At 41.4% G+C, this 14763-nt stretch carries 14 protein-coding genes and 1 other annotated feature (1 of these 15 running past the window's edge); of the genes, 13 read left to right on the top strand and 1 reads right to left on the bottom strand.

Annotation, left to right across the window (positions count from 1 at the left end):
- The first annotated feature begins 10 nt into the window (after window positions 1-10).
- The 3 genes from dat (at window position 11) to trmB (ending at window position 2514) form a co-directional block, all read left to right on the top strand.
- Entirely contained in the window at window positions 11-871 is an 861-nt protein-coding gene (gene dat / locus BMX84_RS04720) for a D-amino-acid transaminase (protein WP_091487668.1), read from the top strand.
- 144 nt (window positions 872-1015) lie between these two features.
- The gene (locus BMX84_RS04715; protein WP_091487666.1) at window positions 1016-1807 is read left to right on the top strand and encodes a phosphotransferase family protein; all 792 of its coding nucleotides are present in this window, start codon (window positions 1016-1018) and stop codon (window positions 1805-1807) included.
- Between the two features lie 59 nt (window positions 1808-1866).
- The gene (trmB, locus tag BMX84_RS04710) at window positions 1867-2514 is read left to right on the top strand and encodes a tRNA (guanosine(46)-N7)-methyltransferase TrmB (protein ID WP_091487665.1); all 648 of its coding nucleotides are present in this window, start codon (window positions 1867-1869) and stop codon (window positions 2512-2514) included.
- A 640-nt stretch (window positions 2515-3154) separates the two neighbouring features.
- Here trmB and BMX84_RS04705 read toward each other — a convergent pair.
- Window positions 3155-3508: a hypothetical protein gene (locus BMX84_RS04705; protein WP_246119111.1), complete on the bottom strand. Its 354-nt coding sequence runs from the start codon at window positions 3506-3508 to the stop codon at window positions 3155-3157.
- Between the two features lie 159 nt (window positions 3509-3667).
- Between BMX84_RS04705 and pepA the strand changes: the two genes are divergently transcribed.
- From pepA to dnaI, 10 genes are all read left to right on the top strand, one after another.
- Window positions 3668-4753, top strand: coding sequence for a glutamyl aminopeptidase (gene pepA / locus BMX84_RS04700; protein WP_091487663.1), 1086 nt, complete (start codon window positions 3668-3670; stop codon window positions 4751-4753).
- A gap of 31 nt (window positions 4754-4784) precedes the next feature.
- Window positions 4785-5390, top strand: coding sequence for a YtpR family tRNA-binding protein (gene ytpR / locus BMX84_RS04695; RefSeq protein WP_091487662.1), 606 nt, complete (start codon window positions 4785-4787; stop codon window positions 5388-5390).
- Window positions 5391-5424: 34 nt separating this feature from the next.
- On the top strand, window positions 5425-5994 hold the full coding sequence (locus tag BMX84_RS04690; RefSeq protein ID WP_091487660.1) for a hypothetical protein: 570 nt from the start codon (window positions 5425-5427) through the stop codon (window positions 5992-5994).
- Window positions 5995-6134: 140 nt separating this feature from the next.
- Complete coding sequence (gene murC / locus BMX84_RS04685; RefSeq protein ID WP_091487658.1) at window positions 6135-7463, top strand: UDP-N-acetylmuramate--L-alanine ligase; 1329 nt, start codon at window positions 6135-6137, stop codon at window positions 7461-7463.
- A 149-nt stretch (window positions 7464-7612) separates the two neighbouring features.
- Window positions 7613-10276, top strand: coding sequence for a DNA polymerase I (gene polA, locus BMX84_RS04680; RefSeq protein WP_091487657.1), 2664 nt, complete (start codon window positions 7613-7615; stop codon window positions 10274-10276).
- A 69-nt stretch (window positions 10277-10345) separates the two neighbouring features.
- A complete protein-coding gene (mutM, locus tag BMX84_RS04675; protein WP_091487655.1) occupies window positions 10346-11185 on the top strand; it encodes a DNA-formamidopyrimidine glycosylase in 840 nt (279 codons plus the stop codon).
- Between the two features lie 14 nt (window positions 11186-11199).
- On the top strand, window positions 11200-11790 hold the full coding sequence (gene coaE, locus BMX84_RS04670) for a dephospho-CoA kinase (RefSeq protein ID WP_246119110.1): 591 nt from the start codon (window positions 11200-11202) through the stop codon (window positions 11788-11790).
- A gap of 49 nt (window positions 11791-11839) precedes the next feature.
- Window positions 11840-12307, top strand: coding sequence for a transcriptional regulator NrdR (nrdR, locus tag BMX84_RS04665; RefSeq protein WP_091487652.1), 468 nt, complete (start codon window positions 11840-11842; stop codon window positions 12305-12307).
- A gap of 19 nt (window positions 12308-12326) precedes the next feature.
- Window positions 12327-13724 carry a replication initiation and membrane attachment family protein gene (locus BMX84_RS04660; RefSeq protein WP_091487650.1) on the top strand — a complete coding sequence of 466 codons (1398 nt, stop codon included), beginning with the start codon at window positions 12327-12329 and terminating at the stop codon, window positions 13722-13724.
- Window positions 13724-14653, top strand: coding sequence for a primosomal protein DnaI (gene dnaI / locus BMX84_RS04655; protein ID WP_091487648.1), 930 nt, complete (start codon window positions 13724-13726; stop codon window positions 14651-14653). The genes BMX84_RS04660 and dnaI overlap by 1 nt, the downstream gene beginning before the upstream one ends.
- A gap of 45 nt (window positions 14654-14698) precedes the next feature.
- Window positions 14699-14763 (top strand) — a binding site (T-box leader); it runs 161 nt beyond the window's last position.

The following is a 14763-nucleotide window of genomic DNA, read 5'->3' as shown; positions in this document are numbered from 1 at the left end:
GGATTTTTATATGAAAGTCATTTGGGGAAAAGAAATAATAGACAGAGACAAAGTTAATATCGATTTTGAAGATAGAGGTTACCAATTCGGTGACGGAGTATATGAAGTCATTAGAATATATAATCATACCTATTTTTGTGTTGATGAACATATCGATCGTTTTTTTACAAGTGCAGAAAAAATAGAGATGCGCATGCCGCTTACAAAAGCTGAATTAAAAGCTTTGATCACGGATCTTCTAAGGGAGTCTGCAGTGAAAAATGGATCTATTTACATTCAAATGACGAGAGGGAATGCTTCACCAAGAGATCATTCTTATCCGTCTCAGGATGTTGTCCCGCTTCTGACAGGATCTATAACAGCAAGTGAAAGAAAAATCGATAAAATGAAAAATGGTATGAGAACTACCCTTGAAGACGATATACGCTGGTTGAGATGTGACATTAAGATGATTTCCCTGCTCGGAAACATCATGCTTAAACACGAAGCGCATAAAAAGAATGCAGATGAAGCCATTCTGCACCGAGGCGATATCATCACAGAGTGTTCGTCTTCAAACGTTGCGATGGTCAAAGACGGTGCTATATATACGCATCCTGATGGCAACCTTATTTTACCCGGCATCACTAAAATCGTCTGGAAATCCTGTGCAGAAAAGTTGAACATCCCAGTCTATGAGCAAGCCTTTACGACCGAAGAACTTCTGAATGCAGATGAAGTGTTCATTTCAAGTACAACAAAAGAAGTCATGCCGATCAGTAAAATCGATGATAAAACGTTTGATGTATCGAAAAAAGGCTCGATCACTCGCTTGTTACAGAGTTGTTATGAAAAAGAGATCGTTAAACAATGTGGCGAATTAACGAATTAACGAATTAATGGAGACATTTCTACACTGAAAAATAAAAAAGAACATGCATGCGCTTGACGATAACTGATTTTCTTTCTACAATAGAAGGTGCATCAATGTCTTTACCATTGTTTGACTAATGAGATAAAAAAGGATTGAGTGAGTATGGAGCTGGAGAGAGAATCGGGGTGGCAACTGCATCCTATCGGAGGAGAAACAGGTCAGGCATATATGGGGACGCGAAATGAAGAACGGTTATTTTTAAAGCGCAATTCTTCTCCATTTTTAGCAGCTTTATCGCTGGAAGGTATATCACCTAAACTCGTCTGGACAAAGAGAATAGGAAACGGAGATGTACTGACTGCTCAGGAATGGTGCAGCGGGCGTACGCTTCATAAAGAAGAAATGCACATGACGAGTGTATTCAATATTATTCGCAAGGTTCATGGATCCCAAAGTTTAAAACGCATGCTGATGCGACTTGGGGGCAATGTTTTAAATCCAACTGATCTCTATAATCAATCGCTTGCCGATTTAGCTCCAGACCTCAGAATCCATCCTTTAATCAAAGAAGCCATCGTTTATTTAAAAGAGAATCTACCTGATGAAACAAGTACCGAGAATAAAGTCGTCTGTCATGGCGATATCTCGCACAAGAATTTACTTCTTTCCACTGATAATCATCTCTATCTCGTGGATTGGGATTCTGTCGTTATCTCGGATCCTTGTCATGATATCAGTCAGCTTATGGAGCGGTATATCCATCCAGAGAAATGGGATGCCTGGCTGGAATCAGTCGAATTTGCTGCAGAAGGGTATGCGAAAGAAAAAGTATACTGGTATAGCCTGCTGAATCTGCTTAATGACTTGAAACATAATCATAAAAAACAGGATTATATCAGAATGAACAATGATTTGATTAAATTAAATACAGTCTTAAATCGTATAAAAACATAAAATTGGGTCAGGTCTTTCAATCTGGCCTCTTTTTTAATGAGTACTAAAGGAGAATTCAAATGAGATTACGTCACAAACCATACGCTAAAGAGAAACTGGCAGAGTATGATCAGTATGTTGTCACAGAAGCGTTAGGACTTAAAGGACGCTGGCAGGAAAGATTTGGGAATGAAAATCCGATACATGTGGAAATAGGCTGCGGAAAAGGCCAGTTCATCATCAATATGGCGAAACAGCATCCCGAAATAAACTTTATTGGTATCGAACTGCAGACTAGTGTCATCGTCACTGCTCTGGAGAAACAGATAGAAGAAGACTTGCCGAATGTACAGCTGCTTCAAGCAAATGCAAGTGATCTGGCAGAGTATTTTGAAGAAAATAAAGTCGATCGTATCTATCTCACCTTTTCTGATCCTTGGCCAAAAAACCGTCATGAAAAACGACGCTTGACTTACAAGTCGTTTTTAAAGGTATACGAAACGATTTTGAATCCGGAAGGCGAACTTCATTTTAAAACAGATAATCAGAAACTGTTTGAATACTCTCTGGTCAGCTTCTCGCATTATTCTGCAAAACTGAACGAAGTGTATCTTGATCTGCACAACAGTGATGTGACAGACAACGTCATGACTGAGTATGAAGAAAAATTCTCTAAAAAAGGCAACAGGATATATAAAGCAGTTCTTACTTTTGACAGCTCTGAATAAACGTAGGAAAGGAGTCTGGGACATTTGTCCGAGGCTCCTTTCGTTTTTTTTAAAATCAGCACAGTACCGCTCAACTTGATTCGGCCTGTTTTGTTAGCTGGCCGTACGATGCCTGCTGTAAGATTGCAGCCATCTACTATCTGCTAGTGAACCAGTCGATCTAGGCCATTGGCACACCTTTTTACGAGTAGCGGCGACAAAACTTGTCACAATAGTGAGATAGGCACACCTTTTTACGAGTAGAGACGACAAAACTTGTTACAATAGCGAAATAGGCACACCTTTTTACGAGTAGCGACGATAAAACTTGTCGCAATAGCGAAATAGGCACACCTTTTTGTGAGGAGCGGCAACAAAACTTGTCGCAAAAGCGAAATAGGCACACCTTTTTGTGAGGAGCGGCAACAAAACTTGTCACAACAGATCTCGAAAGATATATCCATAGGATTTGAGTAAGGGTAGGATAGAAGATAGTGCTGGAAACGGCATTTTTTATTTAAATAGGCCAAATCCGTTGTAGTGAGTTGGTGCAGAGCATTCTATGAAGGGTTGAAAATAAATGCTAGCGATTATACATAAGTAAATGCAGAAGAGGGTGGGACAAAAGTCCCACCCTCTCTCTAACTGCTCATAAATTTTGTCACACACGGTAGATATCGATGATACTGCCTGTGTAGGCATCAGCGATGAATTCATACTGGACAAGTTTGTTCTCTTCATAACGGGATATCCCGCCATAGTAAACATCTGTTTTGTGCGCAAATTTTTTCCACGGTACTTTTGTCAGTTCTATCCAGGATCCGTCTAATGGGCCTTCTTCGAGGAAATCCTTTTTAACATCTTTTAAGATATCATCGGCTTTTAAAGCTTTTTTCTTACTGTATTGTCTGAATGATAGAGCACCAATTAGAAAGGACAACACAAGAACGAGGGAAAGCAGTGCCCATTCTTGCGAAGAATAACGGGACCCTTTCATTTTTTCTGACTGAAACACAGCGACTCCTCCTTTAAAATTATAGGTTAGGTCTATTTTATCACACAAGTGAGTGAAGTGTAATAGAAAAGGAATAGGAAAGCTTAAAATCCAACAGATTTTTGTGTATAATAATTAAGAATAGGTACAATACTATGTTTAGTGAGAGGAAACAGATAAATGACATCAACACACACAGATCTGAATACGAGAGAACTTATAAAAAAGACGACTGAATTACAGGGAACAAGTGGATTTGAACATGATGTGAGAGCGTTTATGCGTGACGAAATGACCCCCTACGTGGACAGCATCGATTATGATGGACTTGGTGGACTTTTTGGCGTGAAAGAATCATCGGAAAAAGAGGCACCAAAACTGATGGTGGCAGCTCATATGGATGAAGTAGGCTTTATGGTCTCTTCGATCACGGAAAAAGGGCTGATCAGAGTCCTGCCTCTGGGTGGATGGAATCCTTACGTCGTTTCATCTCAACGGTTCACACTACAGACCCGTATGGGGAATTACCCTGTCGTTTCTTCCTCAGTCCCGCCACATCTGCTGAAAAATAAAGAGGCATCCAAGTTATCTATTGAAGATATCCTGTTTGACGGTGGCTTTGAATCCAAAGAAGAAGCAGAGTCGTTTGGCGTGAGACCTGGAGATGCACTTGTACCGGACGTAGAGACGATAGAAATGGCAAATGGCAAATCCTTCATTGGTAAAGCCTGGGATAATCGCTTTGGTGTCACCTTGGTCTTGGAACTGCTTAAAATGCTGAAAGATGAATCACTCAAGAGTACGCTGATCGCGGGTGCGAATGTTCAGGAAGAAGTAGGTCTCCGTGGAACAAAGGGGGCAGTAAGGAAATTTGATCCAGATGCTTTTTTTGCTGTGGATTGTTCACCTGCTAATGATTTAAATGGTGACAAGGAAGCTTTTGGACGCTTGGGTGAAGGCTTCTTGCTGAGGATCCAGGACCCTGGGATGATATTGTCGAAAGAAATGAAAGAGTTTCTACTTGATACAGCTGAGACGAACGATATCCCTTATCAGTATTTTGTCTCAAAAGGCGGAACAGACGCAGTTGCGGCACATCAGCTGAATCAGGGGATCCCGAGTGCTGTCATTGGTGTTCCGGCACGTTATATCCATACCCACCAGTCACTGTTTCGAATCGATGATTATGAAGCTGCGCGGGAAATGGTTTATCGTGTCGTAAAGGCCTTCGATCGTTCCACACTGGAAACATTAAAGCTGAAATAATAAAATACAGAAGATTAAAGGAGAACATAAAATGTTTGTAAGTACGTATAATAATAACGGTTTGAAAGATGTATTGATGGTTTTACTTGAAAAAAGTGAAAGTGATGTACAGGAATTCAAAAGAGTCGACGATCTGGTCGAAATCACGAATAAAGAAACTGGAAGAGTCGTTGGTTACAACGTATTTAATGCTTCGTCTATTATAAATGATCTGACGAACGGGCCAGTTTCTTTATCAGAAGAAGATGTCGCTGAACTGAATAAGTTGATCGAAAAAGCTGGCTTCAATGTGACACTTGAACTGCAGGAGGGACCAAACTTTGTCGTTGGTCATGTTCAAACATGTAAACCGGTAGAAGGTTCTGACCATTTAAATGTCACTCAAACTGAAATCAATGACGGTAAAATCGTTCAGATCGTCTGCGGTGCGGGCAATATTGCTGAAGGACAGAAAGTTGTGGTTGCAAAGGTTGGCGCAGTCATGCCCGACGGAATGATCATCTGGCCTGGAGAACTCAAAGGAGTCAAGAGTGAAGGAATGGTATGTTCAGCAAGAGAACTCGGCCTTCCCCAGGAGTCAAAAGGAATCATGGTTCTGGATGATGACCGTGAAACGGGTGCTGAATTCAAACTCTAAACCAGTCATTCCATTAAGATAGAGGAGGGAAACGATGTCTTCCAAATATACAGATTTTTTTGAAACCAGCAGTAAAGCAGAAAAAAATCAGAAAAACAAAAAGACGAAACAGGTATCTTTTGATGACGCCTATTCACTTCCTAAGCATGTCAAAAGCAGAGAAACCGTAGAAAAAGGGTTTAAAGAATACTTGAGTCATAAAGAGGAAGATAGACGTAGAGGTTATATTACTCCTCCTTTTGAAGTGAGCAAAGTGCCTTCACCTATCTATGGCTACCATAAACCAAAAAAAGAGACGAAACCGGCTGTGGATTACGAGAGATTAAAAGAAGAAATGAAAAAAGAGACCCGTGATCTGATTGTATACGAAGAGTTCCTGACAGAAGAACTTGAAAATGAGTGGCGCACAGAAAAAGCGAAAGTTGAACAGCCTCCAGAACAGGATAGGACTAGCAAGCCAGGGTTGAATAAGAAGAAAAAGATGACCAGAAAAGCCTATGGCCTAAACCGTACGCTGGAAGCGATCATGGAAGAGGAAAAAGGCGGGAATAACCGGAATAGACGGAACGTTCCCGGATTATTTGAAAACAAAAAGGATCGGTAGTCCTATTGTATCGGAGATTTTACAAACGCATTAGCATATTTTAACTTTAGAATCTGAGGACTAGCTTTTATCATTCATTTGTCATATAGTATATAACGATGTGATTTTAGCTTGTTAGAGATAATTGGAGGACTACAAAAATGATACAAAATACGCTATACCATTTTGTTGGAATTAAAGGGTCAGGTATGAGTGCGCTGGCACTGATTCTGCATGATAAAGGTTATGACGTACAGGGATCTGACGTAAAGAAATATTTTTTCACTCAAAAGAATCTAGAAGAAGCCGGTATTCCGATGTTCGTTTTTGATAAGGATAATATCAAAGAAGGGATGACCATTATTGCCGGTAATGCATTCCCTGATTCGCATGAAGAAATCGTCCGTGCAAAAGAACTGGGCCTGCCCATCAAACGTTACCATGACTTCTTGGGCGAGTTAAGTAATCAGTATACCAGTATCGCTGTCACAGGGGCACACGGTAAAACCAGTACGACCGGTTTGCTTTCCCATGTGTTAAGCGGCATCAAAGATACCAGTTACCTGATAGGCGACGGAACCGGCAGTGGTGTGAAAGATGCGGAATACTTTGTTCTGGAAGCCTGTGAATACAGAAGACACTTCCTGGCTTATGCGACAGATTACGCAATCATCACCAATATAGATTTTGACCATCCAGATTACTATAAGAGTATCGATGATGTTCAGGACGCCTTTTTACAGTTTTCACAGCAGATAAAAAAAGCGATCTTTGCCTGCGGGGATGATGAAAGACTGCAGAAGTTACATGCTTCTGTACCTATCGTTTATTATGGCTTTGATGAATATAATGATTTTCAGGCAAAAAATATTGAACGGTCGACACACGGTTCATCGTTTGATGTCTACGTGCGCGGCGACTTTTATGGACGCTTCACTATCCCTTCGTTCGGTAAGCATAATATCCAGAATGCCTTATCCGTTATTGCCTTTGCCCACTATGACGGTCTGGATCAGGACAAAGTTAAAGAACGTCTGATGTCTTTTGCAGGAGTCAAAAGACGTTTCACTGAAAAAACGGTGATGGACACTGTGATCATTGATGATTACGCCCATCATCCTGCTGAAATCAAAGCGACTCTGGATGCTGCCCATCAGAAATATCCGGATAAAGAAATCGTCGCTGTTTTTCAGCCACATACATTCAGCCGGACGATCGCTTTGATGGATGAATTCGGAGAAGCCCTCGATCTGGCAGATGCCGTTTATCTGTGTGACATTTTTACATCTGCTAGAGAGCAGAATGGTGAAGTCACTATCCAAGATCTGCTGGAAAAGACAAAAAAAGGAAAAGAGATCATATCAGAAGACGATATGTCCCCACTTTTAAAACATAAAAATGAGGTCGTTATTTTTATGGGGGCAGGAGATGTCGAAAAATTCGAACATGCTTTTGAACGGATTTTGAGTCAGTCTGAAGCTGTGAATTAAAATATTTAGAGAAGGTACTGAAGAGAAGACGGAGTATCTGGAACGCCTAGCGTGTTCGAGATGTTTCCTGCTCCGAGGTACGTTCTCTTTTTCTATCCCTGAAATTTTGGTACTATAGTCATAGGAATAACAACTGGGAGTGGAGTAAATTGACCGATAATAAAAAACTGCTATTGATAGATGGGCATAGCGTAGCTTTTCGCGCATTCTATGGACTGCATAGCCAACTGGAAAGAATGAAGAACAGGAATGGATTGCACACCAATGCGTTATACGGTTTTCATAACATGCTTGAAGTCATTGTGGACAAGGAAAAACCGACGCATGCACTCGTCGCATTCGATGCCGGGAAGACCACTTTTAGACATAAATATTTTGAAGAGTATAAGGGCGGACGCTCTAAAATGCCCTCTGAGTTTGCTGAACAGATCCCCTATATGAAAGATCTTTTAAAGGGGTTCGGTCTGAAAAGCTATGAACTGCCGGATTATGAAGCGGATGACATTATCGGCACATTGGCCCGAGAAGCGGAAGAAAAAGGCTTCGAGGTCGTCGTTCTGACAGGAGACAGAGATTTGACCCAGCTGGCTTCTGACCACGTGCGTATCGATATAACCAAAAAAGGTGTCAAAGACCTTAAAGAACACACAAAAGATTCCATTCAGGAAGAGATGGGGATAACGCCTGAGCAGATCGTCGATATGAAAGGTTTAGCCGGTGATGCTTCAGACAATATACCCGGGGTCACTAAAATCGGAGAAAAGACAGCACTTAAACTTTTGCATGAATATGGATCCGTTGAAAATCTGTATGAACATATTGATGAAATGAAAAAATCAAAACGTAAAGAGTATCTGATAGATGAAAAAGAAACGGCCTTTTTAAGCAAGAAACTTGCTACGATAGACCGGGATGCACCTGTTGAGATCTCTCTGGATGAGCTGGATTATGATGGTCAGGACATGGAAGCCCTCATCTCTTTTTACAAGGAAATGGATTTCAATTCTCATTTAAGCAAGCTGGATACGACCGACTATATGGAAGAACTGGCTGAAGAGCTCACGGAGATCGATTCTACTTTCGTGGAAGAAATCGATGCGTCCATGTTCAAAGATGGTATGGCGCTTTATACAGAAATGCTTGATGAGAACTATCATCATTCGGAGATAATATGTGTGGCCTGGGGAAACAAGGACAATGTATATGTTGCAGATCCGAAGACCGTTTTCCAGTCTGACGCATTCAAAAACTGGATCGAAGACGAAGCCATGCAAAAAGTCGTCTATGATGCAAAACAGACCTATGTTGCACTGAATAGAAATGAGTTGACCATAAAGGGAATAAGCTTCGATATCATGCTGGCGTCATATCTGCTCACCGCTGAGGACAGCAGCAGTGGTGACCTTGTGGATGTTGCAGTCAAACATGATTATCAGGGTGTTTCGCCGGATGAAATGGTTTATGGAAAAGGCAAGAAAATCAGCAGGCCGGAAGACGAATCGCGGATGCATGATCACTTAGCCCGAAAAGTTTTAGCTATTAATACTCTTTCAGAAACGCTCGACAAAGAACTGAAAGAAAACGAACAGGAAGATCTACTGAAGAAAATGGAGCTGCCGCTTGCCATGGTGCTCGCAGAAATGGAGATTCAAGGGATTACAGCAGATGCTGAGCGACTGGAAAAAATGAAAGGTGAGTTCCAGGAAACCCTTGATAGAGTCGAAAAGCAGATATTTAAAGAGGCTGGAGAAGAATTTAATATCAATTCACCCAAACAGTTGAGTGTGATTCTCTTTGAGAAAATGGGCTATCCAGTGATCAAAAAAACGAAAACAGGCTATTCAACCGCTCAGGATGTCCTTGAGAAATTGAGAGACCAGGCACCGATCGTTGAGTATATTCTGGAATATCGTCAGATTTCTAAAATTCAATCGACCTATATCGAAGGTCTCTTGAAAGTGATCGACCCGGAAACGAGCAAGATACACACCCGTTACCTGCAGACTGTTGCGCGGACCGGCCGGTTGAGTTCGGTGGATCCTAACCTGCAGAACATACCGATCCGACTGGAAGAGGGCAGGAAAATCCGCCAGGCCTTTGTGCCTAGAGAAAAAGGGTGGAAAATATACGCTTCCGATTATTCTCAGATCGAGCTGCGCATTCTGGCACATATTTCAGAAGACGAGCATTTCATCAAAGCCTTTAATGATGACGAGGATATTCATACCACGACTGCTATGCGAGTATTTGATGTGGATGATGCTTCAAAGATCACTCCCAACATGCGTCGTGACGCAAAAGCCGTGAATTTTGGTATCGTCTATGGTATCAGTGACTATGGTTTGTCACAGAATCTGAACATCACGAGGAAAGAAGCAAAAGAGTATATCGACACCTATTTTGAACGTTTTCCTGGCGTGAAGACATTCATAGATGAAATAATCCGTCAGGCCAAGGAACAAGGCTATGTCGAGACGCTGTTCCATCGCCGACGCTATCTGCCGGATATCAATTCAAGGAATTTCAATTTACGTTCCTTTGCTGAGCGTACCGCTATGAACACACCTATACAGGGAAGCGCTGCGGATATACTGAAAATGGCAATGATCGAAATGAATAAACGGATCAAAGAAGAAAAGATGCAGGCGACGATGCTTCTGCAGGTCCACGATGAACTGATATTTGAAGTGCCTGAAGCCGAGATCGAAAAACTGGAAAAACTTGTAGAAGAAGTCATGGAAAATACAGTACAGCTCTCTGTGCCTTTGAAGGTCGACAGCAGTTATGGAGACAGCTGGTACGACGCAAAATGATAAAGATAAGAAGCGGGATCGATTCCCGCTTCTTTTATTGAATTTAACACTAGAGAAAGAGTTGAAAATATGCCTGAATTACCCGAAGTGGAAAATGTTCGAAACGGATTAAAAAAGCTGATCATCGGCAAAAGGATCGTCAATACCCGAGTACTGTGGGATAATATAATTAAAGATCCTCAGGTTTCTGAATTTCAGCAGAGGATACAGGGACAGAAAATCGAGGACATCCGCCGTCGAGGCAAGTTTTTATTGTTTGTCTTGAGTCGTGACGTTCTGATCAGTCATTTGAGGATGGAAGGGAAGTACCGTCTGGAAAGACCTGAAGTCCCCTTGACTAAGCATACACACGTCGTCTTTGAACTTGACAGCGGGGAAGAATTGAGATATCTGGATGTAAGGAAATTCGGAAAGATGAGTCTAGTTGAAAAAGCTGACTTGGAGTTGCATCCATCGATGAAAGATCTGGGCCCTGAACCCACAGATGATACTTTGGAAACAGCCTATTTAATAAACGCTTTGAAAAAAACGGAGCGTCCCATAAAAGCCTGTCTGCTTGATCAGAAGATCGTAGTGGGAATAGGTAATATATACGCTGATGAAATCCTTTATGATGCTTATATCCATCCTGAAAGAAAAGGAAAAGAACTGAATGAAAGTGAAATCAAGCGACTGAGAGATTCGATCATCAGTATCATGAACAAAGCCGTCGAAAAAGGTGGAACGACCATCCGTACGTATTCAAATGCTTATGGAGATGAGGGCAGTTACCAGAATTATCTTTCGGTTTATGGAAAAACCGAAGAAGTGTGTCCGCGATGTCAGCATACGATCAGAAAAATCAAAGTTGGCCAGCGGGGGACTCATTATTGTCCGCAATGCCAAAAAGCAGGGAGTGACAAGCCATAGCACACGTATTAGGATTGACGGGAGGCATTGCCAGCGGGAAATCCACAGTCAGCCGATATTTGAAAGAATCAGGTTTTCCTGTCATTGATGCGGATGTGATCGCCCGAGAAGTCATGGAACCGGGAGAACCTGCCTATTTAAAAGTCATTGAATGCTTTGGTCGGGAGATCCTGAACAAGGACCGGTCCATAGATAGAAAGACATTAGGGGATATCGTTTTTAATGACAGCGAGAAGCTGAAGCAGCTCAATGCGCTTGTACAAAAAGAGATTTTCGCTGAAATAATGAAGAAGAAGAGTGAATTGAGTGCAGACGAACATAAACTGATCGTTCTTGACATCCCCCTTTTGTATGAGGCCGGTTATGATCAGGCAGTGGATGAAGTCATGGTGGTGTATGTGGATTATTCAACCCAGCTGAGTCGATTAAAGAAACGAGATCAGCTGACAGAATCAGCGGCTGTCAAACGCATAGAAGCGCAAGAACCATTAAAATCAAAAAAAGATAAAGCGGATGTCGTTATCGACAACAGTGGGACACGCGAGCAGACAAAGCAGCAGATCGATGACTGGTTGACAAAAAATGACTATTCGTCACCACTTTAGTCATATGGTATAATAACCTTAAGAAATCCAAAGTAAAGGGCTGAAATATATGCATTGTCCTAGATGTCAGCACAATGGAAGCAGAGTGATAGACAGTCGACCGGCTGACGATGGCCGGGCTATCAGAAGACGGCGTGAATGCGAGAACTGCTCGTTTAGATTTACTACATTTGAGAGAATCGAACAAAGTGCGATTTTAGTTGTCAAAAAGAATGGCAACCGTGAAGAATTCAGCAGAGAAAAGTTGCTCAGAGGTATTAGACGAGCATGTGAAAAACGTCCGGTGACAGCAGAAGATCAGGAAAATATCGTAAACAAAGTAGAGCGGAAGATTCGTGATCTTGGACTTAGTGAAGTCCCTTCAACAAAAATCGGTGAATATGTTATGGAAGAACTTGTCGATCTTGATGATGTCGCTTATATTCGTTTTGCAAGTGTATACCGTCAGTTCAAAGATATCGAAGTCTTCATGCAGGAGATGAAGGAACTGGAGAAAAAGAGAAAAGACAAAGAGTAAGTGAAAGGATAAACACATAATGAGTTACCCATGGAAAAACCTTCGCCCGAAAGACAGTTTGATACTGAGTAAGACAGACATTTTATCTGATTTAAATGTATCGACTGTTCTCTCTTTGTATCAGCCTTTAATGGGCGTGCACGCAGCAAGTCTGTATCTGCTGATCAAAGAGTATCTGGATACATCTGAAGTCAGAGAGTTGACCCTTTCAGATGTCATCACTCAACTGGATATAGGCCTGCGGGAATATTACGAGTCACGTATCAAACTTGAAGCCTATGGACTGCTGAAAGTCTACAAGCACAAGGAGAATGAAGAGACTTATTTATTAAATATCGAAGCCCCCCTGAGTCCCAAGCAGTTCTTCCAGGACACGATGCTGAGAATGCTGCTTACTGAAAAAGTGGGGGAGCGTCTCGTTTCTGAATTAAAGAAAAAATACATCAAAACGGCTCATTCAACAGATCGATACCAGGAAATAACAAAGTCTTTCCATGAAGTGGTCCATTTCAATATGGAAAACTATACTGAAACATTTAATTCTATCGATATGCCCAGTCAAACGACAAAACGCTCTCTGGTGGACGATGTATTAAAAGACAGTGATTTTGACTGGGACTTTTTCATGTCAGGATTAAACAAACACTTTATCCGTTCCAGATCACTTACCCCTGATATAAAAAAACTGATCGAGACCTTTCATTCGATCTATGCTATCAATGAACTGGATATGCAGAAGTTTGTTATGGAATCAGCAGATATTACTTCTGGAGAAGTCAGTGAAAAAAATCTGACCCGCATTATCCATAATCATTTTTTAGGTAAATCGAAACAACTTAAATCATCTTCTAAAGGTAGCCCTGATGAAGGGAGAAGAGCTCAGGAACTGAAAGCAAAAGGATTTAAAAAGGAAGAAATCGAAATCGTTCTACATGCTGAAAAGACACAACCTTATGCATACTTGAAATCCATCAAACAGCAGAAAGGCGGCTATGTCACGTCGAATGAAACATGGCTGTTAAAGGAACTGGTTGAACAGGCCCCCTTATCCACAGCTGTGATCAATATATTGATGAATTATATACTGGTCGTGAAAAACGCTCCGATGCTGGAGAAAAATCTGGCCAGTAAAATCGCAAATGACTGGGCTCAGAATAAAGTGAGTTCGCCCGAAGAAGCTATGCTGAAAGTCAAGGAACTATACGATTCGGCCCGGGATAAAAGCAGTCAGAAACAATCCCGGTCTAAGTCCAGCTACAAAGCGGGCTATAAATCTTCTGCCAGCAGTAGAAAAGAAACACTCCCCTCATGGGCAAAGGAAGATCAGCAGAAAGATGAGAGAGTCAGTAAAGAAGAGGAAGAAGCTTTCAGAGAAGAGTTAAGAAAAATTCGTGAAATGAAAAGTGGTGACATTTAATGGAGAGCTTAAAAGATCAACTTGGAAAAATGATGGATCAGAATAAATTAAACCAAACCTATCAGGATATAATGAAAAATCAGGTATTTAAAGATCCTGAGGTCAGAAGATTCCTTGCCGAAAATAAAGAGGTACTGGATAAATCCGCGATCGAAAGAAGTGCCTCAAAACTGTATGAATTCGTTTCTGAAAAGCAGAAAGCAGAAAACATGAGTGGGGGTCTTGCTCCGGGGTATGAGCCAAAGCTGATTTTGAATAATCATCGTATAGATGTGACGTATGAGCCCACCCCTGAATTGATCAACAGACGAACTGAAGAAAAAATCAAGAATAGAATCAATTCTGTCTTTTTACCGAAGGATTTAAAAAATGCAACATTCGATTCTTTTGAAGTAACAAAAAATCGCCGTCTTGCTTTAAGAAAAGCAACGGAGTTTACTGGAAGATACGTTAGCAATCCTAAAGCTTTCCACAAAGGACTATACCTTCATGGATCTTTCGGTGTTGGCAAGACATATTTGCTCGGGGCTGTCGCACACGAGTTGTCAGAAAAAGGATTTGCATCAACAATCGTCCATTTTCCAACATTCGCTGTTGAAATGAAAAATTCTATTGGTAAAAATACCACAGAAGACAAGTTAGATAGCTTCAAAAGGGCTAAACTCCTAATGATCGATGATATTGGAGCAGACTCCATGTCGTCCTGGATCAGAGATGATGTTTTAGGTGTGATCCTTCAATACCGTATGCAGGAAGAACTTCCGACGTTCTTTACTTCGAATTTCGATATGGACCAGCTGGAGAATGAACACCTGACTTTTTCACAGCGTGGAGAAAACGAACCGCTGAAGGCGAAGCGTATCATGGAAAGAATCAGATTCCTGGCTGAAGAAGTAGAGATGTCCGGAGAAAACAGAAGACATAAATAGGGTGAGAGTATTGTAAAACGAATGAACTTATGATACGATCATTACAATAAAACGAAGAGAAAGACAGCTGTGACAGCGTAGCTTTTCAGAGAGAGAATGACTGCTGGGAC

Origin of the sequence: Alkalibacterium putridalgicola (assembly GCF_900109825.1) — a bacterium.
GTDB lineage: Bacteria > Bacillota > Bacilli > Lactobacillales > Carnobacteriaceae_A > Alkalibacterium > Alkalibacterium putridalgicola.
Note: the sequence above shows the minus strand (reverse complement) of the source record. Positions and strands in the feature narration are given on the sequence as shown.